This window comes from Flavobacterium fryxellicola, from assembly GCF_900143245.1.
Classification (GTDB): Bacteria; Bacteroidota; Bacteroidia; order Flavobacteriales; family Flavobacteriaceae; genus Flavobacterium; species Flavobacterium fryxellicola.
In genome coordinates this window covers 91,002-116,025 of the sequence record NZ_FRDK01000001.1, presented here as the reverse complement: position 1 = coordinate 116,025, position 25,024 = coordinate 91,002, and the positions used below count along the sequence as shown (strand labels likewise).

Below are 25,024 nucleotides of genomic sequence, written 5' to 3'. Positions count from 1 at the left end.
GCTTTATGACAAACGACGCATTAAATAAGGAAGAATTTTTTGGACATCCAAAGGCGCTTTTTATATTGTTTTTTACAGAAATGTGGGAACGCTTCTCCTTTTACGGAATGAAAGCATTGTTGATTTTCTATTTGACACGATACCATCTATTTTCAGATACATCAGGAAATTTATTGATAGGGAGTTATGCCGCTCTAGTTTATGCCGTGCCAGTTATAGGCGGGTTTATAGCAGATCGGTATTTAGGTTTTAGAAAAGCCATCGTTTTTGGTGGGATTATGCTGGTTTTAGGACATATAGGAATGGCTTATGAAGGCAATGCCGCAACACAATCTATGACAGGCGAGATTACGCGAGACGAAACTGCCTTGCAAATATTTTACTTTTCCTTATCCTTAATAATTGTAGGGGTTGGTTTTCTGAAAGCCAATATCTCCTCTTTAGTTGGAGAGTTATACGAAACGGGTGATAAAAGAAGGGATTCTGGATTCACATTGTTTTATATGGGAATCAATTTAGGGTCTTTCTTGGCAACTATAATTTGCGTTTGGCTAGGTGAAACGTACGGTTGGAGCTATGGTTTTGGCGCTGCTGGGGTGGGAATGTTTTTTGGTTTGGTGACTTTTATTTCCGGAAGAAAATTGTTGATGGGCAAAGGAGAGCCAAAAGTTCCAGAAACGTTAGAGAAAAAATCATTTGGTATCAAAAATGAATGGTTAATATACTTGGTAAGCGTTTCTTCTGCGCTTATTTTTTGGCAGATGGTGCAACGACATGAAGTCGTTTCAATCTCCTTGATGGTTGCTGGTGCCGTTTCTTTTATTTACATCGTGTATTATGCCGTTACACAACTGGACAAGAAAGCGAGAGAACAATTAATCGCTTTGACAATTTTGATAGTTTTTACCATAATCTTCTGGGCTTTATTCGAACAAGCTTATACTTCTTTAAATTTATTTGCGGATCGTATTTTAGATAGAACAATCTTTGGATACACGATCTCTGCTGGGCAATTTCTAAGTTTCAACGCATTGTTTATTATTTTATTAGCGCCGGTTTTTGCCTGGTTGTGGGTGAAGTTGGGGAAATACAATCCCAATACAGCGGTAAAATTTTCTATGGCATTGTTGTTGGTAGGTTTGGGGTTCGGGTCTTTGGTTTTAGGGATTAGCTTCTCTGGTTTAGGTAAAGTGGCCATGATCTGGTTGATTCTTACCTATTTCTTACATACCTGCGGAGAATTATGTTTATCACCTGTAGGACTGTCCGCTGTTACTAAATTATCTCCAGTGAAAATCGTGGGATTTATGATGGGGGTTTGGTTTTTGGCTACAGCCAGTTCCGAATTTATTGCATCCATTTTAGCGAACATCGCGTCAGTGGATACTTCAAATGGCACAGCACCGGATTTAAACTTAGCAAAACAGAGTTACTTAGTCCTTTTTCAATACTTATTTTATACAGGACTTGGTTTTGGAGTGGTGCTCTTAGCACTTTCGCCAGTGATCAAAAAATTAATGCACGGAGTAGATAAAGAATTAAACAATTAATAATATGAGTGAAAATACTACAGATCAATTTTTTAAAAGTACCGTTCTAGGACATCCAGCGGGATTATTCGTTTTATTCTTTACAGAGATGTGGGAGCGATTTTCATTCTACGGAATGCGTTCTTTATTAATATTATTTTTAACCGCCTCTTTTACAGATGGTGGATGGGAATGGACTCGTGAAAATGCGTCTGCATTATTTGGGTCCTACGTAGGGTTGGTTTATTTGTCTACGATGTTGGGTGGCTATTTTGCTGATAAAGTTATCGGTTTTAGATGGGCAGTTGTAGTAGGAGCAAGTTTAATGACTTTAGGACATGCTGCTATGGCTGTTGAAACGGAATTTTCAATTTATTTAGGATTGGTATTGTTGGTTTTTGGAAATGGTTTTTTTAAACCAAACATGACTTCAATTGTATCTGAAATGTATAAAGACCGTCCGGAAAAGAAAGATGGTGCGTATACTTTATTTTATATGGGTGTAAATGCTGGAGCGTTCTTTGGTATTTTACTTTGTGGTTATTTAGGTGAAAAAGTAGGTTGGACTTACGGTTTTGGTTTAGCTGGAATTTTTATGTTCTTTGGAATGTTGCAGTTTTGGTTGTCTCAAGATATCTTTGGAGACATTGGACTAAAACCAAATAAAGAAAGCAAAGCTAAAGCAGAAGCTTTGGATACAGATAAAAGAAATCCTTTTTCTCCAATACAATTAGCAGCAATCGCATTTTCGTCTATTTTAGCATTATTGTGGCTGATAAATGATCCGGCGTCAAAAATATCTGGTGGTAAAGTGAATATCTTTTCTTTCTTAGGTGCTAATGGAAATGCTATAGCCATTGTATCGGCCTTGGTTGTATTTATTATATTATTGATTTATAGATTTACTCAATACTCAAAAATCACCAAAGAAAAATTAATAGCAGTTACCTTCTTTGCATTCTTGACTATTTTCTTTTGGGCCATTTTTGAACAGTCGCCAAACAGTTTGACCATTTTTGCCAGTGATTATACAGATCGTGTGCTTACAGGTAATTGGAGCGTGGTGTTTTTAGTAATCAATTCGCTAATTACAATTTTACCTTTGGTTATTATTACGTGGGTTTTAATTTTATTATTCAAACAAACATTCAAATTCTATGCTGTTGCAAATGTTATTCTGAGTATCAGTTTTATTATCATCTGGGGAATCGCCATCTGGATGCTGACTAAAGATTATTATACAGCCGGATATTTGTCCTTATCAGATTCGACCTTACAGGCTTTAAAAATAGATAAAGTAACTACTGCATTAACGGAAGTTCCTGCTACTTGGTTTTCAACATTAAACTCCTTGTTTATTATTTCATTAGCACCCTTATTTTCAAAATGGTGGGAAAGTAAATACAATCCTTCTGCTAATTTGAAATATGGAATCGGAATGGGATTATTAGCTCTTGGAATGGCTTGTGTAGCTTTTGGCGCAAGCGGAATCGAAGCCGGTGCAAAAACAGCATCTGTAAGTATGATTTGGTTAATTTTAGTGTACCTTTTCCATACTATGGCTGAATTGTGTATCTCACCAGTGGGATTGTCTTACGTGAGTAAATTAGTTCCAGCCAGAATGATTGCTTTTATGTTTGGTGTGTGGTACTTAGCAGTTGCAATTGGAATGAAAGGTGCGGGAATGTTTGGTGAGAATATTGATAAAATAGCTAATGAACATGGATTAAGTTACTTCTTTTGGATGCTAACAATTATTTCTATTGTGGTTGCTTTATTCTCTGTTGCGATGACTCCGGTTATTAAAAAACTGATGCACGGGGTTCGTTAATTTAGGCATCATTTTTGATTTCGAATGATTAAAATTATAAATATGAAAAAAATTATAGTTGCTTTGTTATTGTTTGCGGGATCTTTTGCCGCTGAAGCACAAGAATTAGTTTGGGAAACGAATGTCACTAAGGCAATGGAGATTTCAAATAAAACGAAGAAGCCCTTGTTGTTGTTTTTTACAGGAAGTGATTGGTGTGGATGGTGTATTCGTTTACAAAAGGAAGTTTTAAAAACTCCTCAATTTGCGGCTTGGGCTAAGGAAAATGTAGTTTTAGTTGAATTAGATTATCCAAGGAAAGCACCACAGACTGATGCCATAAAAAATCAGAATAGTGAATTGCAGATGGCTTTTGGAATTCAAGGTTTCCCCACTATTATATTAGCAAATGGTTCTACAAAAGAGGGTAAAGTCAATTTTGAAGGGATTGGAAGTACAGGCTACGTGGCTGGTGGACCAGACGCATGGTTAGCAGTTGCCAATGGTTTTCTGAAAAAATAAAAAGGTTAATTCAATTTATAAAATCCCTTTTCACCAGTTGCGTGAAAAGGGATTTTTCGTTTTTTGCAACTCGCTTTCCACTGTTTTTGAATATTTTTAAAGTTGGATGCATCTGCAATAACTAACGATGGTTTCATTACGGTGAATAAACGTTCTGCATTTACTTTGGTAGATTGCGTCAATACGATAATGTCAGGTTGGATATTTTTGGGATAAAAGCCAGAACTATCCAAGACAAAAATCTTTTTTCCGTTGAAATACATGAAATTTTGAAGTGGTTTTTGCTGTTTTATAGTACTGCCATTTCCTAGCAGATAGGATTGTAAGAGGCTGTTTTGCTGAGGGGATTTTAAAAGATTATCATTGGTGTAAGCTCGAATATTGATACCTTCTCTTTCTGTAATTAGGGAGCTTCTCTTGCTATTGAAAACAATCAATTCCTTTTCATTTATAGTAGTAGTGTGTATTTTAAAATAGGAAATTTGTATCGTGATTATGGATAGCAAGACGAAAGAGAGCTTACCAAAACTTGGTTTTTTGAACCAAACAATGACGGCGAATAGCAGTAAATAACTACTTATCAATAAATAGTAATGCAGTGGAATGTCTCGTATGATGAACTGCTCCAAAGAAGCTATTGCGTTTATTATTTTATTCAAATAATAAATACTCCATTCCAGCAGCTGCGACAGAAAAATAGGGATACTATTGAATGCAGCTAAAAACATAACCAAAACCCCTAGAATCATAATGATACTGAGTAATGGGATGATAATAAGATTAGTTACAAAAAACAAACCGGGAAATTGATGAAAGTAATAAATGCTTAATGGTAAAGTACCTATTTGGGCCGCAAACGAAACGGTAAGAATGTCCCAAATATATTTTAGCAATTTGTGTTTAGGATGCCAAGTGGAGGCTAACAAAGGTTGCAACCAGATAATAAAAAACAGGGCTATATAGCTTAGTTGAAAACCTACATCAAACAGAAAAGAAGGTTCAAAAAGTAATATAAGCAGGACGGAAACCAATAGAGTATGGTAAATATTAACGCTTCGTCGCAGGTGATTTCCAATAGCAACAAATGAGAACATAGTAACGGAACGAACCACCGAAGGCGCTAAGCCAGCAATGATTCCAAACATCGATAAAGATAAAAGAATGATGATTAACTTAATAAAAGAGCCTCGCTTAGTATTTGGTATTGGTTTCAGTACAAAGTTTGCGAAAAGTAAGATGAATCCAATGTGTAAACCCGATACGGATAAAATATGAACAGCGCCCGCATATTGATAATCTCGAATGATTTCTGGCGAGATGTCCTGCTGTTGTCCCATGATTAAGGCAATTGCAACATTCAATTCTGTTTTATTGAAGTGATTTTTTTCTAAATTCCGAATAATTCTTGTCCTTAATGCAGACGAATAATACCAAATATTCTTTTGGATTTGGGTGCCTACTTTTATTTGGTCATCAGCAACATAAAGCTGTGCGTAGATTTGCTTGTTTTCAAGATATTTACTGTAATTGAATTGGTTTGGATTATTTGGAGGTTTGTTTTTAGTCAAAGTTCCTTTAATAAGTAAAGAGGATCCAATTGTTAGATCTTTATTTTCACCCTCTTTTTGAATGTTTAGAATTATTTTTCCCGTTTGTTCTTTTGTATCAATACGGTTAACAATAGCAATGTAACGGCTGCTAAAGGTTGCGCTTTTTAACTTTTCTCTAATGGTTATGTATAAAAAATGGGGTTGTTCAAATACAGTTTTATGGTGAACGTAATTGCTTTTTTGGAAATAATCTAGATGCACTATTTGGTTAGAAACACCTATAATAAAAGATAAGAAATAGGTTGCCATTCCAAAATAAAGGGAAAGTTTGCTTTTAGTACTGTAAAACAGTAGGCCAAAAATGCTTATCGATAGGATCAGCAGCGTGAATACGATCAGCGCGGATGGATGAAAATAGTAAGCAAAGAGCAGTCCTAAAACAAATCCAATTGTTATTCTTGCTAACGGAAATTGCAGTACTTTCATAACTCTAAAGTACATATTTTCAGTAACAAACGATTTATTTTATAAGTATTTTTTTGTTAAGGTACAATAGCCTTTCAAGATTGGCGGTTAATTAAAGGATTCGGTTGATTTGAACTAGCGTATTTTTATAATAGGGTTCTTTTGTTGAAGATATAATCACTCCTTTTGAAGTGGAGGAATGGATGAATTTTATTTCGTCTCCGTTTACTTCGATTACAATCCCAACATGGTTTATTTGTTTGTTCTTATTTGTTTTAAAAAATACAAGATCCCCTTTTTGGGCTTGTTCTCGTTTTTGATTTAATACGACTCCTATTTTTGATTGTTCAAAGGAATTGCGGGGTAGCAAGATTTTTTCCGAATTAAATACTGTATATGTTAAACCGGAACAATCAAAACCACTTTTGGTAATACCGCCGTATTTGTATTTTACACCGATATTTTCAGTAGCTGTATTGATTAACTGTTCGGCTAATTGATTCGTTTTTCTTTTTTCTGAACGAGTCGATTTCGCTGTTGGATCCCCTTTTTTTGAAGTGATGATGGGCGATGTTGATTTACAAGATGTAAAAAAACAGGCCAATAATAAAAGCAATAGGAAATATTTCAAAAGAGTTTTTTTAATGGATTTTTAGATTTTGAAATCAGTGTTAACTTATTTTAAATCATTCACAATGAGTGTGGCCGTATTTTCGCTTGCGCCAATTCCGCCTAATTGTTCTTCTAATAACGCATATTTTTCTAAAAGCGTATTGCGATGGTCAGGTTGTAGTATTTTTTGAAGTTCTTCGCGTATGCGTGAGGTGTTGCAGTCGTCTTGGATTAGTTCAGTGACCACCTCTTCATCCAGGATTAAGTTTACTAAGGATATGTACTTGAGTGTAATGATTCGTTTTGCAATTTGGTAGGATCCCCAGCTGCCTTTGTAACAAACTACTTCAGGAACTTTAAAAAGTGCCGTTTCTAGTGTTGCCGTTCCAGAAGTGACTAATGCTGCAGTCGCATTTTGCAATAAATCATAAGTTTTGTTAGCAATGAATTTTATGTTTTCATTAGAAATAAAATCTTTGTAAAAAGAGAATTCCTGGCTAGGAGCGCCAGCAATTACAAATTGATAGTCTGGAAAATCAGCAACGACGCTCAGCATCACAGAAAGCATTTTTGTAATTTCCTGTTTCCTACTACCAGGTAAAATAGCGATAATTGGTTTTTCGTTCAATTGATTTTCTTCCCTGAAAAGAGCGGGATCTACTTTTTTTTGATTGTGAATTGCATCAATCAATGGGTGACCTACGAAAGCAACAGGAAAATGATGTTTGTCCTCGTAAAACTTTTTCTCGAAAGGCAATATCACATACATTTTATCAATATCTCTTTTGATGTCAGCAATTCTACTTTCTTTCCAAGCCCAGATTTGGGGAGAAATATAGTAATGTGTTTTCATTCCAAGCGCTTTTGCCCACTTCGCAATTCGCAAATTAAAGCCGGGATAATCTATAAATAGTACAACATCAGGGTGGAATGCAAGAATGTCTTTTTTACAGGTTTTGATGTTTCCTAGAATAGTTTTAAGATTAAATAGCACTTCAATAAAACCCATAAAGGCCAGTTCTTTATAATGTTTTACTAAAACTCCGCCGGTGCTCATCATCAAATCACCACCCCAAAACCGGATTTCAGCAGTAGGGTCTTTTTTATACAGTTCTTTCATCAAATTAGAACCATGTAAATCACCTGAAGCTTCGCCCGCAATAATATAATATTTCATGTTTTTTTGGTTTCGAATTTCTAACTGTAAACTGTTGAAACCATATTGAACGGTATCAGTTTGTTTGTTTACAAAGATAAACTTAAATAAATAAAGTAAGTATCGTCAATGCGATGATCGCTAAAACCACACCACGTGCCATTATTTCTCTGTTAATTTTTAGTAAAATGCCAAATGCAATCAATGTCAGCACTGATCCTAATGTGATAATTTTCCCTAAATTTCCTTGGGATTTCATGATTTGGATTCCCGCGATAAATTTAAAGTCGGTAAAAAAAGTTATAAATACATAAGATCCCACTAGCGTTGTAGCTAATCCGATTAAAAATCCAAACACTAAATCTTTCTTATTCATTCCATTTCCAGGTATTAAGTTGCTGAACGGCATGATGGGCGGTCAGATCAAAGTGCACTGGCACTATAGATATAAAGCCGTTTTCTAATGCCCATTCATCTGTATCTTCTCCATTGTCTTGATTTACAAATTCTCCCGCTAGCCAATAATAATCTCTTCCTTGAGGAGTTTGTCTCTTATCAAATTTTTCTACCCAAAGTGCTTTGGCTTGACGGCATATTCGGATCCCTTTAATGTCCTTTTCTTCTAATTTTGGAAAATTTACATTCAGAACTACGCCTTCAGGCAATCCATTTTCTAAGACTTCTAACGCTATTTTTCGAATAAAAGATTTTACAGCATCAAAATTGGCGTTCCAATCAAAATCTAGTAGCGAGAACCCAATAGCGGGAATTCCTTCTATTCCAGCTTCAACGGCAGCACTCATTGTTCCGGAGTAGATGACATTGATCGAAGAATTAGAGCCGTGATTCACACCTGAAACGCATAAGTCTGGCTTTCGTTTTAAAATTTCATTAACCGCCAGCTTAACACAATCAACCGGTGTTCCGGAGCAGCTGTATTCAGTAAAGGGATCTGTATCCTTAGAGATTTTATTTAAATACAAAGTGTTATTGATGGTGATGGCGTGACCCATTGCACTTTGTGGAGTGTCTGGGGCAACCACCACGATTTCTCCCAATTCGGCCATTACCGATATTAAAGCTCTAAGTCCTGGCGCAGATACACCATCGTCATTCGTTATTAAAATTAAAGGTCTAGTTTTTTTCATTATCAATAAGTTAAAAAGTAAGTTGATTTCGATGGCAAATGTAAATACGTTGAATGCTAATATAGGAACAAAAGATAAAAATATGTTATCTTGAATTATTTACCATAATAAAAAAAAACATTTTTATATCTTTAACAAATATTTATGGGAGCCTTACTAAAGTTGGTATAGTTTTTACCGTAATTTAGAATAAAAAATTCATGAATACTATTCTTAACTTTATGAAAAGAAATTATAAAATTATTCTTGTCATCGCATGTATTTCGGTGACATTGTTTGCTTTTAAAATGAATGCGCCAAAAGCAACCGATCCTGAAAAAGACAAATTGCTTTTAGAGCTGTTGACATTCGTAATTGAAAAAGGACACTACAGTCCTGCAACAATTGATGATGCTTTTTCAAAAGGGATTTACAAAGATTATATTGAAGCTTTGGATCCTTCCAAACGATTTTTTCTGCAATCTGATATTGATGAATTTTCAAAATTTGAATTGCAATTAGACGATCAGCTATTAAACAAAGATTTGAGCTTTTTCAACTTGACCTATGATCGTTTGATGAAAAGAATGAAGGAAAGTACCGCCATTTACAAAGACGTTTTAAATAAACCTTTTGATTATAATATTGATGAAAGTTTCAATATTGATTATGAGAAAGCACCTTATCCTAAAAATGCTGCGGAACTGAATGATAAATGGAGAAAGCAAATTAAATTGTCTACACTTTCATCTCTCATTGATAAACAGAAATTAGAAGAAGATAAAAAGAAGAATGATGAAAAGTATACTATAAAATCTTTTGATGTTCTAGAAAAGGAAACAAGAGAAAGTTCCGGTAAATCGCTTGATGAGTATTTTGGATTTATAAAAGATTTAGATAGAAACGACTGGTTTTCAGTGTACATAAATTCTATAACAGCGCGTTTTGATCCACATACAAACTACTTTGCAGCAGAAGAGAAAGAACGTTTTGATGTAAGTATAAGCGGAAAATTAGAGGGAATTGGGGCTCGCCTTCAGAAAAAAAATGATTTGACTGAGATTTCAGAGCTTATTTCTGGCGGTCCTGCATGGAGAGGAAAGCAATTAGAAGCGGGTGATTTGATCATGAAAGTGGCTCAAGGAAATACAGAGGCGGTAGATGTTGTTGGGATGCGTCTTGATGATGTTGTCAAGAAAATTAAAGGGCCAAAAGGTTCTGAAGTTCGGCTTACCGTTAAAAAAGTAGATGGAACCATCAAAGTCATTTCCATAATTAGAGATATTGTCGAAATAGAAGAAACTTATGCAAAATCAAGTATCGTAAATAAAAACGGATTGAAATATGGAGTAATTTATTTACCAAAATTTTATATTGATTTTGAAAATACAGATGGAAGAGATGCTGGAAAAGATATTGCCATTGAAGTAGATCGTTTAAAAAAAGCAGGTGTAAACGGAATTGTATTGGATGTACGTGATGATGGAGGTGGGTCTTTATCCACTGTAGTTGATATTGCAGGATTGTTTATCGAACAAGGCCCAATTGTTCAGATTAAATCTGCTGGCAGAAAAAAAGAGGTTTTGTATGATAGAGACAAAAAGATCGAATGGGACGGTCCATTAGTAATCATGGTGAATAGTTTCTCTGCTTCTGCATCTGAGATTTTAGCTGCTGCTATACAAGATTACAAAAGAGGGATAATCATTGGTAGCAAGCAAACGTATGGTAAAGGTACGGTTCAAAATGTGATTGACCTGAACCAATTTGTTCGCAGTAGCTCTGTTGGAGATTTAGGCGCTATAAAAACAACAACTCAAAAATTCTACAGAATAAACGGAGGTTCAACTCAATTAGAAGGGGTACGCAGTGATGTTGTTATGCCGGATCGATATGCTTATTTGAAAATGGGCGAACGTGATGTAGACAATGCTATGCCTTGGGATAAAATAGATCAGGCAGAATATTCTGTTTGGGATAAGAATGCGAACTTTAATAAGGCGATTACCAATAGTAAAAACAGAATTAGTGCCAATTCGCAATTTCAATTAATTGAAGAAAATGCGAAGTGGATTGACAGTAGAAGCGAAGAGAATGTCTACAGTTTGAACATTGATAAATTCAAAATTGCTCAATCTGAAATTGAAGAAAAAGCAAAAAAATACAAACCAATTTCAGATTATAAAAATGCATTGACATTTACTTCATTGCCTTATGAAACGGATGCGATGAATAAAGATGTTTCCTTGAAAGAGAAAAGAGAAAGATGGCATGAAGCATTATCAAAAGATATTTATGTGGAAGAAGCACTTAACGTTTTAGATGATCTGCAATCAAAAACCGTGTCTAAAAATAGCTTGCCTTTAAAAATAAAAAAGGACAAATTGGCAAAGTCGTAGTATTTTCCTTTTTTTAGTAACGATTTAATTTATAAATGCCCTTGAAATTCGATTGAGTTTCTAGGGCATTTTTATTTTATTACTGGGATTTCATTGCTTATTTGGATTGTGATGGTAGTTGACTACTGTCTTTTCAGTCCTGAATTTACAGATTGTAATTGAGCTCTAATCCTCTTTTTTTTAGAAATATAGCGCGCTCAATTTGGTTTACATTAAGATAGTAATTTCTTTCAACTCACCATCAGAATTCTTGGATTGCTTATTATAGTAGCAGTGATCTAGGTAACGTCACCTGATTTTGAAAGGTGCTTATCAAAGTCTAAATGGTGATGGTTTACGGCTGTTATTTTATGTTTTTTACAATAAATCGTGTAGGACTAAAAGTTGTCAAGCTACCATTCGTTCACTTTATTTGCATCCATTTTTATGAATATAAATAGTAATATTGTAAATCCCCATAAACCGGAACCTCCGTATGAAAAGAAGGGAAGCGGAACTCCAATGGTTGGAAAAATACCAATAACCATTGCGATATTCACAAAAAAGTGCATAAATAAAATACCTGCCACACAATACCCGTAAACCCTACTGAATTTTGTTTTTTGCCTTTCGGCCAAATAGATTATTCTAAGTAACAAACCTGCGAAAAGAGCTATAACAGCCAAAGAGCCAACAAAGCCCCATTCCTCGCCTACTGTTGTGAAAATATAATCGGTATGTTGTTCAGGGACAAAACCTCCTTTAGTTTGCGTTCCTTCCAGAAATCCTTTTCCAAACCAACCGCCAGATCCTATAGCAATTTCAGATTGATTGGTATTGTATCCAATGCCTTTCATGTCTACAGTCTTCCCTAAAAGGATGTTGAAACGATCCCTATGATGTTGTTTAAATACATTGTCGAAAACATAATCCACAGAGAGAACGAATCCTGAAATTAGCACGAAGAGAATACTGCTTAGAACGATATTTCTGTCTGCTAATCGAGATTTCAAGTGCACAATAATAATAACCGCCAATCCAATGAGAATGACATATTGGGGCTCTAAAACCAGCGTTAATACAAACAAAAAAATAGTTACAAAGCCGGTCCAAACATACCATGATGGAAGCCCTTCACGGTATAAAACAATGATAAATATACTATAGATTAATGCACTTCCTGGATCGGGTTGTGGTAAAATCAGCAGAACAGGTAATATGATGATTGCGAGAGCCTGCCATTGTCGAGCCACATCTTTTAGATTGATCTGGGTATCGCTTAAATATTTTGCCAAAGCTAATGCTGTTGCTGCTTTTGCAAATTCAGAGGGCTGTATTGTAAAACTTCCTATGGCATACCAACAGCGTTGTCCTGCGATAGTTTTACCAAATAAGAATAAGCCCGCTAATGTTAATAATGAAATCCCAAAAATTATACTGGCGTATTTCTCATAGAATTTCCCGTCAACCGATAGTACAACAAAAATTAAAGGAATGGTTAGTACGATGAAAATCAATTGTTTTTCATAAGTATCTTCCATAGATGATAAGGAAGACGAATAGATGTTTAGCCAACCCAAAATAACCAACAACGCATAAATGATTATGCTTATCCAGTCAATATTATTTGTTACACTTTGGTTTTTCATCAGGATTAAATAGCTTGTTTTTTCTCTTTTGTAGAATCTATTTTTACTTTGACAGTTGGAATTACTGTTTTCTTTTTTAGAAGTGAATCGCTAATTCTTAACTGTAATTTTACTGCCTCAGAAAGTCCACCTAGTTTAGCATATTGACTTTGTAAACTTGTAGCAAGAATTCTTTTTTCTAAATCAAGTCTTGTAATCTTTTGACGGAGGTACTTTTCAATCATCAAGCTGGCAATTGGTCCAGCGATCGTAGCTCCAAAACCTCCATTTTCAACCATAATGGCAATGGCGATTTTTGGATTGTCCTTTGGTGCAAAAGCTACAAATATGGAATGATCCTTTAATTGCACTCTTTGACCTCCTATTTTTGCGAAGTTTTCAGCAGTTCCGGTTTTACCGCAAATGTCAATTCCCTCTACTTTAAGAGCGCTTGCGGTACCCATATTATAAACATCAAAAAGGCCGCTTATAATTGGTTTGAAATATTTTTTGTCAATCGTAGTTACATGTTTGGTTGTGAATTTTTTATCAATTGTATGTCCTTCGATTCTTTTTATGATATGAGGAGTATAGTAATATCCTTGATTAGCTATTGTTGCCATCATGTTAGCAAGTTGAATTGGCGTCATCACAACCTCTCCTTGACCTATTGAATTTGAAATAATTGTAGTACTTCTCCAGCCACCATTAGGATAAATTCTTTTGTAGGTTTTAGAATCTGGTATTTTGCCTCTTTTACCTGTTGGTAAATCGTATCCCATAAATTGTCCAAGTCCAAAGCTTCGAATGTGATTGCTCCACACGTCAACCGCTTGAGCCGGTTTAGCATATTTATTTATGGTTTTCATATAAGCTGTCGCAAAATAGGAATTGCAGGACTCATAAATTCCTCGGTGCAATTGAAGGGCACCACCTCTGCAATGGCAGCGCATGAATCGACCTCTAGCATAACTAAAACCATGATTACAACTGACAGTTGTGTTCTCGTCAATTACTCCTTCTTGAAGAGCAACGAGACCAGTCAAAATTTTGAAAGGGGAACCAGGAGGGTATTCAGCCAACAATCCTCTGTCGTATAAAGGTTTTGCGATAGAATCGCGGTATAATTCAGTGTAGTTTTTAGATCGTTGTCTTCCCACTAATATGGAAGGGTCGTAAGATGGTGCGGTAACTAAGGCCAGTATTTCTCCTGTGCTAGGTTCAATGGCAACAATTCCCCCCCTTTTATTAATCATTAATTCTTCCCCATATTTTTGCAGTTCCGCATCTATCGTAAGATTAATATCTTCACCCTGCACAGCGATAGTATCGTATTTCCCATCCTTGTAAGAGCCAATTTCGCGGTTGTATTTATCTTTTTGGATATATTTCACCCCTTTAATGCCTCGTAAAAGATCTTCATAGCTTTCCTCTACACCCTGCCGGCCTATTAAATCCCCACTGTTGTAGTATGGATTTTTAGCCACTAATTTTTCATTCACCTGAGTTATAAATCCAAAAACATTAGCGCCAAAAGCCACTTCGTAATCCCTAAGAGAACGTTTTTGAACATAAAATCCTTCGTATTTTCGTATTTTTTCTTGAAACGCAGCAAATTCACTTTTGTTTAACTGAGATAAAAAAACAGAGGGAAGGCGAGGACTATATATTTTGGCCTTTTTAATATTTTTTATAAAAGCTTCTTTGGTGATATTTAATAATTGGCAAAATTCTACAGTATCTATTTTTTTTACTTCTCGAGGTATTACCATGATGTCATAGGACGCTTGATTAGCTACCAATAACTTCCCTTTTCTATCATAGATGTAACCTCGTTCAGGATACTCGTATTTTTTTTTAATAGCATTATTTTCCGATTTTAATTTCAAGGTATCGTCAACCACCTGCAAATAAAAGATTCGCATCACAAGTAGAGAAGTAGCAAGAATAATTAAAGAAGGCAACAAGACTTTTCTCATCTTTTATTGGGCTTAATAAGGTATATGATGATAATGCATATTATAATGGTGAATACAGTACTTAATAATGTTGTTATTAAGGTGTCTAGGATATAAGACAACTGGAATGCTTCTAGTAAAAACAAGGTAAAGTGATGAATAACTACTGATAATAATATAAAAGAGAATCGTTGTGGTGTTAAAACATCATTCAATTTTATAGTTTGATATTCGTAACTCAATCCGAAGGCAAACTTAAAAATTGAGGGTCTAAAATAAGCCAAAACTAAACACGCCGTTGCATGTGTTCCTCCTGAATTACTAAAAAGATCCATAATGATTCCAAGTAAAAAACTGGCCGCCACTAAACCAGATTTATTGCCATTTACAGGGTACAATATGATGAATAAAATATAAGGAAAAGGACTGATATAGCCCAAAAAATTCATGTTGTTAAATATGATAATCTGAATGGCTAATAACAGTATAAATCGGAAAATGTTGACTAACAAGGTGCTATTCATCTTTTTCTCTTTTTTCTAAATTAGTAATTTCGTCGCGATCTTTACTTTTTATAATATAAACATGGCCCAGATTGGTCATGTCATTAAAAAGTTTAACATCCAAGGTGTAAAAGTTAGTTTGTGTATCTCTATAAATCTTCGCTATTGTCCCTATGTTGATATTTTCAGGAAAAATAACAGATTGTCCTCCAGTAACAATGGTGTCTCCTATCTTTATCAATGCTAATCTTGGAAGATCGGTCAGTTGTACAAAACCAGTACTTTTTCCATTCCAGTTCAATGAACCAAAATGATTGGATTTTTTAATTTTGGCATTGATCTGAGTTCTTTTGTTCAAAATGCTGATTACAGTGGCATATTTGGGAGATGTGTTTTCTATTATACCTATAATACCCAAGCTATTTACAACGCCCATATCAGTTTTTACGCCTTGTAATTCACCTGAATTTAACGTTAGGTAATTTTCATAAACATTATAAGAATTGTGGATTACTTTGGATACAATTAGATCTTCTACTTTGACACCTTTCAGGCTGTCTAATTTTCTTGCGGAAGTTGTATCTTCAGAATTAAAAAGAAGGCTTTTGAGCTTGGCATTTTCAAGAGCAAGCGCATCATTTTGAGTTTTTAAATTTAAATACTCATTTAGATTGTTTACTTTTTCATAGACGCCACCACTTAAAAAGTTTGCAGAACTTATTATTTTGCTTCTATGAAAGGAATGAGACTGAATCGTAAGTGATAACGATATCCCTAAAAGCAGCAAAAACAGTATTCTGTTACTGTTTTTAAAAATAAAATTAAATATTTGCTGCATTGTTTAAAATTAAATATTTTAAATAAATCAAAAGTTAAATTCTAAATCCCAATAGGCCTATTTTTATCAAATATATATCGGAATTTAGAATTTAGTTTTTCTTATTTTATCAGGATACTTTTAAATTTCACGATATTTTTAAGGGCCATGCCAGTTCCTCTAACAACGGCTCTTAATGGATCTTCTGCTATGTAAACAGGTAAGTCTGTTTTTTGAGAAATTCTTTTGTCCAGACCTCTTAGCATTGATCCTCCACCGGCAAGGTAAATACCTGTGTTGTAAATATCTGCAGCTAATTCTGGAGGTGTTTGAGATAAGGTTTCCATTACGGCATCCTCAATGCGTTGTATCGATTTGTCTAATGCTTTAGCAATTTCTCGATATGAAACTTCAACTTGTTTTGGTTTACCGGTCAATAAATCTCTACCTTGAACTGACATGTCTTCGGGAGGAGTTTCTAGATCTTCTATGGCAGCGCCAATTTGAATTTTTATTTTTTCAGCCGTTGTTTCTCCTACAAAAAGGTTATGTTGGGTACGCATATAATATACAATGTCATTTGTAAAAACATCACCAGCAATTTTAACTGATTTGTCGCATACAATTCCACCTAAGGCGATTACTGCAATTTCAGTTGTTCCACCACCGATATCTACAATCATGTTTCCCTTAGGTTGCATAATATCAATACCAATACCAATAGCTGCTGCCATAGGTTCGTGAATTAAATATACTTCTTTACCATTAACCCTTTCACAAGACTCTTTTACAGCTCTCATTTCCACCTCAGTAATGCCTGAAGGGATACAAACAACCATTCGTAATGCGGGTGTAAACATTCTTTTCTTTAAAGCGGGTATGCTTTTTATAAACAAGCTTATCATTTTTTCAGAAGCATCAAAATCAGCAATTACACCATCTTTTAAGGGTCTAATCGTCTTAATATTTTCATGTGTTTTACCCTGCATCATACTTGCTTCTTTACCTACAGCAATGATTTTGCCTGATACTCTATCTCTAGCTACTATGGATGGGCTGTCAATTACAACTTTATCATTATGTATGATTAAAGTATTAGCGGTACCAAGGTCTATCGCAATATCCTCGGTCATGAAATCAAAAAATCCCATAAGTTTTTTAAGGGTTAAAAGTTATAAATTTGTGACGGACAAAGTTAAACAAATTAATGTTTAAAATGACGAGTTCCTGTAAATACCATTGCAACTTTATTTTCGTTGCAATAATTAATGCTGAATTCGTCTTTTATCGAGCCTCCGGGCTGAATTACAGCCGTTATTCCAGCTTTATGCGCTATTTCCACACAGTCTGGAAAAGGGAAAAAGGCATCGCTGGCCATCGACGCTCCATGCAAGTCAAATCCAAAAGTTTTAGCTTTTTCAATGGCCTGAAGCAAGGCGTCAACTCTAGAGGTTTGTCCAGTGCCCGAAGCAATAAGTGTGCCGTCTTTTGCAAAAACAATCGTATTAGATTTTGTATTTTTGCAAATTTTAGAAGCAAATATTAGATCTTGAATTTCTTGTTCAGTAGGCGCAGTTGTTGTAACGGTTCTTAGTGCTTCTTTATTGTCAGTAACGTTATTTCTTTCCTGAACTAAAATTCCATTTAAGCAAGTTCGCACTAATTTTTCTGGTAATGCTACTTCATTTTGAACTAATATAATTCTGTTTTTCTTCTCCTGTAAAATAACCGTTGCTTCTGGATCGTATTCTGGAGCAATGACAACCTCACAAAATAGTTTGTTTATTTCAACAGCCGTTGCTGTATCAATTTTAACATTGGAAATTAAAACACCACCAAAAGCCGAAGTCGGATCACAAGCCAATGCGGCTAAATATGCTTCATTAATGGTAGTTCTTGTTGCTAATCCACAAGCATTATTGTGTTTTAATATGGCAAATGTAGGGCCGTCATTTTTAAATTCATTGATCAAATTTACTGCAGCATCTACATCTAATAAATTGTTGTAGGACAGCTCTTTGCCGTGTACTTTGTTGAACATAGCTTCAAAATCACCAAAGAAAAATCCTTTTTGATGTGGATTTTCTCCATATCTTAAAATTTGGCCATTTTCGATGCTTTCTTTATAAATGGTCTCGTCCGTGTTGAAGTAATTAAAGATAGCAGTATCATAATGAGAAGAAACATGAAATGCCTTTGTCGCCAATAATTTTCTGTCTTCCAATGTCGTTGCGCCATTTTGCTCCGTAATCATATCCAGCAATAAACTATATTGATGTACTGACGCTACGATGACAGTATCTTTGAAGTTTTTTGCAGCAGCGCGAATTAACGAAATACCACCAATATCAATTTTTTCAATAATATCGGCTTCAGCTGCTCCCGAAGCAACCGTTTTTTCAAAAGGATATAAGTCAACAATAACCAAGTCAATTTGGGGAATGTTAAACTCTTGCATTTGTTGAACATCACTTTCATTATCTTGGCGATTTAATATGCCTCCAAAAACTTTAGGATGCAAGGTCTTGACTCTACCACCCAGAATCGAAGGGTAGGAGGTCACATCTTCTACAGGGATTACTGGAATTCCAAGGTTTTTTATGAAATCTTCTGTTCCACCGGTAGAATAAAGTGTAACATTTTGACTGTTTAGTTGTCTTACTATAGGTTCTAATCCCTCTTTCGAAAAAACGGAGATTAAGGCCGATTGAATTGTTTTAGTTGTGCTCATTATGTAGTTATTGTTATAAAATGCAAAAATAGTTTTTTAATGTCAAAATTAAGCCATTTGAAATTGAGATAATTATAATTTTTGTAGCTATTTCATTGGCTCGATCAAAATCATATCTTAGCAGTACCACGAAACACTTTTTCTTTAGGTTTTTGATTAATATTTATGGAATTTTACTTTAACACAAAACAGATTGTATGCTAGTTTACCTTCGATTATTAAAAGAGAGTTTTGGTTTTGCAATGAATGCATTAACAAATAACAAGTTAAGAACCTTGCTTTCTTTGTTAGGAGTTACGATAGGAATTTTTTCGATTATAGCAGTACTTGCTGCGGTAGATTCATTGGATAGAAAAATTTCTAAAGATTTGAGCGGTTTGGATAAAAACACCATTTATTTAATCAAGTTTTCTTTTGGTCCTTCTGAAATTCCACAATGGAAAAGAGAGCAATTTCCCAATGTTAAGTATGATGAATATACTTATATGAAAGGAAGTATGACTAATACAGACCAAATGGCATATCAGATATTTACCAGAAGAGAGTCAATTAAATATGATTCAAAAACGGTAAGTGCCATTAATATTGTTCCGGTTTCTCATGAATTTATAGACATTCAAGGTCTTGAATTCGAAAAAGGACGTTTCTACAATGAATCTGAAGCCAATTCTGGATCTACTGTTATTGTCTTGGGGAATGAAATTGCAAAATCCTTGTTTGAAGATGCCGAGCCCATTGGCAAAAATGTGCGTTTATACGGCAAACGTTTTACGGTAATCGGTGTTCTTAAAAAAGAAGGCTCTGGTTTATTTGGGGATAGTAATGATACGTCTGCTTATATTCCGGTTAATTTTGTCCGACAATTGTACGGGGATAATAATACGTCCTTAACCAATGTAATTATTTTCAAGCCGGAAAAAGGAGTGGATATGGAAGCTTATAAAGGTGAGATATCTCAAAAATTAAGAGGCTTTAGAGGTTTGAAAGCAGGGGAGATTGAGAATTTTTTTATTAATGTGTTCTCCGGTTTTACCGATCTTATTGATGGTATTTTGGGACAAATGAACCTTGTGGGATGGATTATCAGCGGTTTTTCATTACTAGTAGGCGGTTTTGGCATTGCTAATATTATGTTTGTTTCGGTAAAAGAACGAACTAATTTAATTGGGATCCAAAAATCATTAGGAGCCAAAAATCGATTTATTATGTTTCAATTTTTATTTGAAGCAGTAATCCTGTCAGTGATCGGGGGCGTAATTGGACTTTTATTGGTTTGGATTATTTCTGTTATTTTAACAAAAGCTTTAGATTTCGAATTCGTCTTAGGGATGGGTAATATTATATTAGGAACTGGATTGGCCGCAACAATTGGATTGATCTCAGGAATTCTTCCTGCTATTGCGGCATCTAAATTAGATCCTGTGGAAGCAATTAGAACGGGGATGTAAATCAGGCATTGCACATTCTAAAAGGCATATAGAAACGGCTTTCAAATTTAATTGAAAGCCGTTTTAATTTGTAGCCTATTTAGTTTAACCAAAAAATCCCGATTGCTCGGGATTTTTATTTATCGAATAACGTTGTTTTGAATCAAGTCGATGTATAAGTTAATCTTATCTTTCAATTCTTTTCGTGGTGTTATAAAGTCTAAGAAACCATGTTCAAGTAAGAACTCCGCAGTCTGGAAACCTTCTGGTAAATCCTTACCAGTAGTGTCTCGTACTACTCTTGGTCCTGCAAATCCTATTAATGCGCCTGGTTCAGAGATGTTAATGTCTCCTAACATTGCATAGGAAGCAGTAGTTCCTCCCGTAGTAGGGTCCGTACAAAGCGATATATAAGGAAGTTTAGCATCAGCAAGTTGAGCCAGTTTTACAGATGTTTTGGCTAATTGCATCAACGAGTATGCTGCTTCCATCATTCGAGCTCCACCTGATTTAGAAATCATTATAAAGGGTAAGTTATTTTTGATAGCGTGATCGATTCCACGTGCAATTTTTTCTCCTACAACAGCACCCATAGATCCGCCAATGAAGGCAAAATCCATACAGCAAATCACTATTTCTTTTCCTTTTGATTTTCCAACTCCGGTACGCACGGCATCCTTCAGTTTGGTTTTCTCCATAACATCTTTTAGGCGATCGGCATATTTCTTTGTATCCACAAAATGCAACGGATCTTTAGAAGTCATGTTTTTATCCAATTCAACAAATTCATTATTGTCAAATAAAATTTGGAAATATTCAGCACTTCCTATTCTAACGTGAAAACCATCTTCGGGACTTACAAATAAGTTACGCGCGAGTTCGTCGGCATCAATAATTTTTCCAGTAGGTGATTTGTACCAAAGTCCTTTTGGAATGTCCATTTTGTCTTCGGTAGCAGTGGTAATCCCTTTTTCTTTTCTTTTAAACCAAGCCATTTTTGTCGTATTCAGTGTTCAGTAATCCAATATTCAGTGTTCCGTTTTTACTATTCAATAGTCAGTTTTGCTAACTGGATACGGTACACTGAATACTATTTTTATAGTGTATTCACGTTGTTCAAGTCAGCAAAAGCTTGCTCCAGTCTTGTGTTGAAAGTGATTTCGCTCTCACGTAACCATTTTCTTGGATCATAATGTTTTTTGTTCGGAGCATCAGCACCTTCTGGATTGCCAATTTGAGTTTTCAAATAGTCAATATTTTTTAACATATAGTCACGAATACCTTCCGTAAATGCAAATTGCAAATCAGTATCGATATTCATTTTTATTACACCATAACTAATTCCTTCTCTGATTTCTTCTAAAGTAGAGCCAGAACCGCCATGGAAAACAAAATCTACTGGATTTGGTCCTGTATTGAATTTGTTTTGTACAAAATCTTGAGAATTCTTTAATATTTTTGGAGTCAATTTCACATTTCCAGGTTTGTAAACGCCGTGTACGTTTCCAAAAGCGGCAGCTATTGTAAATCGTGGGCTTATTTTAGAAAGCTCTTCGTATGCGTAAGCAACTTCTTCTGGTTGTGTGTATAATTTTGAACTATCAACATCAGAATTGTCAACGCCATCTTCCTCACCACCTGTAATTCCAAGCTCAATTTCCAATGTCATTCCCATCTTGCTCATTCGAGCTAAATATCCTTTACAGATTTCGATGTTTTCTTCAATAGGCTCCTCAGATAAATCAATCATGTGAGAAGAATAAAGCGGCTTTCCGGTTTTAGCAAAGTGTGCTTCTGATGCATCTAATAATCCGTCAATCCACGGTAATAATTTTTTTGCACAATGGTCAGTATGCAAGATTACGGTTGCTCCGTAAGCTTCCGCCAAAGTATGAATGTGCAATGCTCCAGCAATTCCACCAGCGATTGCTGCTTTTTCACCAACATTCGAGAGTCCTTTTCCAGCGTTAAATTGTGCTCCTCCATTAGAAAATTGAATGATCACTGGCGCGTTTAGTTTTGCTGCAGTTTCAAGAACTCCATTGATAGTATTTGATCCCGTAACGTTTACCGCCGGAAGTGCAAATCCTTTCTCTTTTGCATAATTAAAAATTTCCTGAACCTGATCTCCTGTAGCTACGCCTGGTTTTATGTTGTGTGCCATTGTACTTTTTTTAGTTATTTTTTTTAGTTTTTAGTTTTGCAAAAATAAGAATTAATTAGCATTAGAATGGATAATTTATTCCAAAATTTAAAACGGAGTTCGAAAAGTTGTATTCTCTAAACCATCTTTTGTTGGTTTCATTAGCTGGATTGTAGGTTTTAAATCCTAAATCAAAACGAATTACAAAAAAGCTTAAATCATACCTAATTCCAAATCCAGTTCCCAATGCCATATCTTTCAAGTCACTGATGCTCGTAAATGTGGACTTTTCATCCACTACATTATCCAACACGTTCCAGATGTTTCCAGCATCAGCAAAAATAGCCCCTTTTAAATTTCCTAAAAGTTTAAAGCGGAATTCGCCACTAATTGCTATCTTCATGTTTGCTTCATTAAAATCATCCAAAGCACCACTGCTACCTGGACCTAAACCATAGGGTTGCCATGCCCGGTTGTCATTAGATCCCCCGGAGAAGTAACTTCTGGAGAACGGAATATAATTAGAATTCCCAAACGGAATGGCAATTCCAAAAAAGGATCTGAAGGCTAGAATTTTTTCTTTTGATAGATCCCAATGCTTAATGTAGTCAAATTCCGTTTTTACATATTCTGAATACTCTAAATTGAATATTTCATAGTTGCCATTAACGTTTTTCTTTTGATTTGTGGTTTTTGCAAAAGCAGATAAAATGGTTCCTGCAGATTCTATTTTGGTTTTGAAAAGATAAAAATTATTGTCTGTTAAATCTTTTTTGGTTGTCTTTGAAAAAGTAAAACTAGTGGCTAGAATGAAGTCATTTTCTGTTAGTCGTAGTCTTCGTTCTTCGATGCTTTTTACGGATTCGAAATCAGCAGCTTCTAATGGTTTTAAAAAAGCAGCATTACCTGAAAGAACATCATTTGTAAAACCACGTGTGCCTTGCTCAATTAGTAAATCTTTATCGATGGCATTGTTGTAATAAGAAGTATTTGTATTGTATGCTTTGCTTATTTCGTTCAAAGCATTATACGAGGAGCCGTAAACATTAAAATAATTCGTCGGATTTAAATTTCGTACAAATTGAGTATTAAAAAGATCAAATCGTGCAGTATGATTTATTTTTGGAGTCCAATTATAGGAAAGTGCTCCTGTAAAATTCTCTTTGTCTAATCCTATATTTCTTTGTTTTGCAAAACCAACAGTTATTAAAGTCGAGGGAATCATACTCTTGGCAATGATTTTGTCGGTATTAAACGGCATAAAAATTCTTGGAATATTTAGTTTTAAATCCAAACCATATTCTGAAACATTGAAGAAATTATTTTTTGGATTTGCCAAATCTTTCGAAGAGCCAATGTTGCCACGCGCTGCAATTTCTAAAGTTTCCGCGCCATTAAATACATTGCGAATCGTCTCCGATACACTTAGTCCAATACCAAAATCCTGAATGTTAGAATGCGTTACGTCCAGCGTAGTACCAAAACTGTATTTTTTCCTTGGAGTCAAATATACTTTGGCAATTAATGACTGCGTGGTGGTGTCTCTTTTATCAACTTCATATTGTATTGACGGATAATTGAAAATTTTAAGATTATTCAAATAGCGCGTTGTTAAAACGGTTTTATTGTCTGCATACAATCCACCTTTAGTGATAAAAATAGCATTAGTAATAGCTTTCGGTTTGTATTTTAACTTTTCCTGACTGTACAAATTAAAATTTTTATAAGTGGTGCTATCTTTAATATTCAAGGTGTTTAAACTTGGAGAATAATCAGTGTATATATTTACATCACTTATTTTGTATATTTTAAAAGGGGCTGTTTTAGTAGAATCACCGTCTTGATAGGAGTAATTAGCGATCATTAAGGTGATGTTTGCCTGATTCACTTTTTTTATAGTATCAATATCAAAAGTTACATAATTTGGCTGAAAGTTGTAAACGCCATTATTTCTGAAATTTGTGGTGATGCGGTTTTTTTCATTGTCGAAATCTTCTGTTTTATATTGGTTGCCTGATTTTATAAAGGTGTTAAATTTGTTTATTTGATACAAAGAATCTAAAACCGGGGTTGCAATAGTGGCTCTTAACGAATCTAAAAAAAAGGCATTTCCGGACGTAATGGTATATTTGATCTTCGCCTTTTTAAGTTTCAAAGTATCAATTGTGTAAGCAGCTCGTACATTAAAAAAACCATTGTTGAAATAGTAGTATTTCAAACGGAGTACTGATTTGTCTGCTCTTTCCTTGTCTATAATTATAGGGGGTTCGCCAGTTCTTCTCAAAAAATCGTGAATTCCGTGGTACCAGAATGATTTGCCTAAGCGATTGACTTGCTTCTCTGACAACCATTTTGATTTCCTTTTAAATTTTTCAGGATTATTTATAAACTTAGCTCGGTACGTTGAATCAGGATTGAGATTGGCAAGATTATAAAGATTTAAACGCAAGCGATATCCCAGTAAAGTGCTATTAGGTTTCTGGTACAGTTGATTAAAAACATTTTCATCTTTAATTACTTTGTCATTTACTGTAATTTCGTTTTTCGTAAGCAGTAGTTTTCCTTCTGGAACTCTTTTTACAGCGTTACATGCACAAATTAGTATTGCAATTACGATAAATGCAGTTATTTTTGTATAAATTTTTTTCAAGTGTTCTAAAATATTTAA

The 25,024-nt window shown here is 34.8% G+C and carries 19 protein-coding genes; 5 read left to right on the top strand and 14 right to left on the bottom strand.

The genetic code is table 11. The features are described from left to right. The first annotated feature begins 5 nt into the window (after positions 1-5). The 3 genes from BUA03_RS00500 to BUA03_RS00490 are packed head-to-tail and all read left to right on the top strand — an operon-like array spanning position 6 to position 3,861. Complete coding sequence (locus BUA03_RS00500) at positions 6-1,550, top strand: peptide MFS transporter (protein ID WP_066083039.1); 1,545 nt, start codon at positions 6-8, stop codon at positions 1,548-1,550. Between the two features lie 4 nt (positions 1,551-1,554). After that, entirely contained in the window at positions 1,555-3,360 is a 1,806-nt protein-coding gene (locus BUA03_RS00495) for a peptide MFS transporter (RefSeq protein WP_066083037.1), read from the top strand. 42 nt (positions 3,361-3,402) lie between these two features. Continuing rightward, entirely contained in the window at positions 3,403-3,861 is a 459-nt protein-coding gene (locus BUA03_RS00490) for a thioredoxin family protein (RefSeq protein WP_066083035.1), read from the top strand. Positions 3,862-3,866: 5 nt separating this feature from the next. On the opposite strand, the gene BUA03_RS00485 is transcribed toward BUA03_RS00490, so the two are convergent. The 5 genes from BUA03_RS00485 to surE form a co-directional block, all read right to left on the bottom strand. Beyond that, positions 3,867-5,912, bottom strand: coding sequence for a ComEC/Rec2 family competence protein (locus tag BUA03_RS00485; protein ID WP_245792538.1), 2,046 nt, complete (start codon positions 5,910-5,912; stop codon positions 3,867-3,869). A 76-nt stretch (positions 5,913-5,988) separates the two neighbouring features. Then, a complete protein-coding gene (locus BUA03_RS00480; protein ID WP_066083031.1) occupies positions 5,989-6,507 on the bottom strand; it encodes a C40 family peptidase in 519 nt (172 codons plus the stop codon). Between the two features lie 45 nt (positions 6,508-6,552). Beyond that, on the bottom strand, positions 6,553-7,665 hold the full coding sequence (gene lpxB, locus BUA03_RS00475) for a lipid-A-disaccharide synthase (protein ID WP_066083030.1): 1,113 nt from the start codon (positions 7,663-7,665) through the stop codon (positions 6,553-6,555). 82 nt (positions 7,666-7,747) lie between these two features. Next, positions 7,748-8,020 (bottom strand): hypothetical protein, encoded by a 273-nt coding sequence (locus BUA03_RS00470; RefSeq protein WP_066083028.1) that lies wholly within the window; start codon positions 8,018-8,020, stop codon positions 7,748-7,750. Then, positions 8,013-8,792 carry a 5'/3'-nucleotidase SurE gene (gene surE, locus BUA03_RS00465; RefSeq protein ID WP_066083027.1) on the bottom strand — a complete coding sequence of 260 codons (780 nt, stop codon included), beginning with the start codon at positions 8,790-8,792 and terminating at the stop codon, positions 8,013-8,015. The genes BUA03_RS00470 and surE overlap by 8 nt, the downstream gene beginning before the upstream one ends. 200 nt (positions 8,793-8,992) lie before the next feature. On the opposite strand from surE, the gene BUA03_RS00460 reads away from it, so the two are divergent. Beyond that, complete coding sequence (locus BUA03_RS00460; protein ID WP_066083025.1) at positions 8,993-11,170, top strand: carboxy terminal-processing peptidase; 2,178 nt, start codon at positions 8,993-8,995, stop codon at positions 11,168-11,170. A 392-nt stretch (positions 11,171-11,562) separates the two neighbouring features. Here the strand turns inward: BUA03_RS00460 and rodA are convergent, their stop codons facing one another. The 6 genes from rodA to purH form a co-directional block, all read right to left on the bottom strand. Then, a complete protein-coding gene (gene rodA, locus BUA03_RS00455) occupies positions 11,563-12,798 on the bottom strand; it encodes a rod shape-determining protein RodA (RefSeq protein WP_066083024.1) in 1,236 nt (411 codons plus the stop codon). A gap of 5 nt (positions 12,799-12,803) precedes the next feature. Further along, positions 12,804-14,756: a penicillin-binding protein 2 gene (gene mrdA / locus BUA03_RS00450; protein ID WP_066083023.1), complete on the bottom strand. Its 1,953-nt coding sequence runs from the start codon at positions 14,754-14,756 to the stop codon at positions 12,804-12,806. Further along, positions 14,753-15,259, bottom strand: coding sequence for a rod shape-determining protein MreD (gene mreD, locus BUA03_RS00445; RefSeq protein ID WP_066083022.1), 507 nt, complete (start codon positions 15,257-15,259; stop codon positions 14,753-14,755). The genes mrdA and mreD overlap by 4 nt, the downstream gene beginning before the upstream one ends. Continuing rightward, entirely contained in the window at positions 15,252-16,076 is an 825-nt protein-coding gene (gene mreC, locus BUA03_RS00440) for a rod shape-determining protein MreC (RefSeq protein ID WP_066083019.1), read from the bottom strand. Before mreC ends, mreD begins: the two co-directional genes overlap by 8 nt. 101 nt (positions 16,077-16,177) lie before the next feature. Further along, positions 16,178-17,206 carry a rod shape-determining protein gene (locus tag BUA03_RS00435; RefSeq protein ID WP_066083017.1) on the bottom strand — a complete coding sequence of 343 codons (1,029 nt, stop codon included), beginning with the start codon at positions 17,204-17,206 and terminating at the stop codon, positions 16,178-16,180. Between the two features lie 53 nt (positions 17,207-17,259). After that, complete coding sequence (gene purH, locus BUA03_RS00430) at positions 17,260-18,786, bottom strand: bifunctional phosphoribosylaminoimidazolecarboxamide formyltransferase/IMP cyclohydrolase (RefSeq protein WP_066083015.1); 1,527 nt, start codon at positions 18,784-18,786, stop codon at positions 17,260-17,262. A gap of 197 nt (positions 18,787-18,983) precedes the next feature. Between purH and BUA03_RS00425 the strand changes: the two genes are divergently transcribed. Next, entirely contained in the window at positions 18,984-20,234 is a 1,251-nt protein-coding gene (locus BUA03_RS00425) for an ABC transporter permease (RefSeq protein WP_066083014.1), read from the top strand. Positions 20,235-20,353: 119 nt separating this feature from the next. Here BUA03_RS00425 and accD read toward each other — a convergent pair whose 3' ends face one another. The 3 genes from accD to tamL form a co-directional block, all read right to left on the bottom strand. After that, positions 20,354-21,208: an acetyl-CoA carboxylase, carboxyltransferase subunit beta gene (gene accD / locus BUA03_RS00420; RefSeq protein ID WP_066083012.1), complete on the bottom strand. Its 855-nt coding sequence runs from the start codon at positions 21,206-21,208 to the stop codon at positions 20,354-20,356. A gap of 101 nt (positions 21,209-21,309) precedes the next feature. Continuing rightward, positions 21,310-22,377 (bottom strand): class II fructose-bisphosphate aldolase, encoded by a 1,068-nt coding sequence (gene fbaA / locus BUA03_RS00415; RefSeq protein ID WP_066083011.1) that lies wholly within the window; start codon positions 22,375-22,377, stop codon positions 21,310-21,312. 61 nt (positions 22,378-22,438) lie between these two features. Further along, positions 22,439-25,006 carry a translocation and assembly module lipoprotein TamL gene (gene tamL, locus BUA03_RS00410; RefSeq protein ID WP_066083010.1) on the bottom strand — a complete coding sequence of 856 codons (2,568 nt, stop codon included), beginning with the start codon at positions 25,004-25,006 and terminating at the stop codon, positions 22,439-22,441. Positions 25,007-25,024 lie beyond the last annotated feature (18 nt).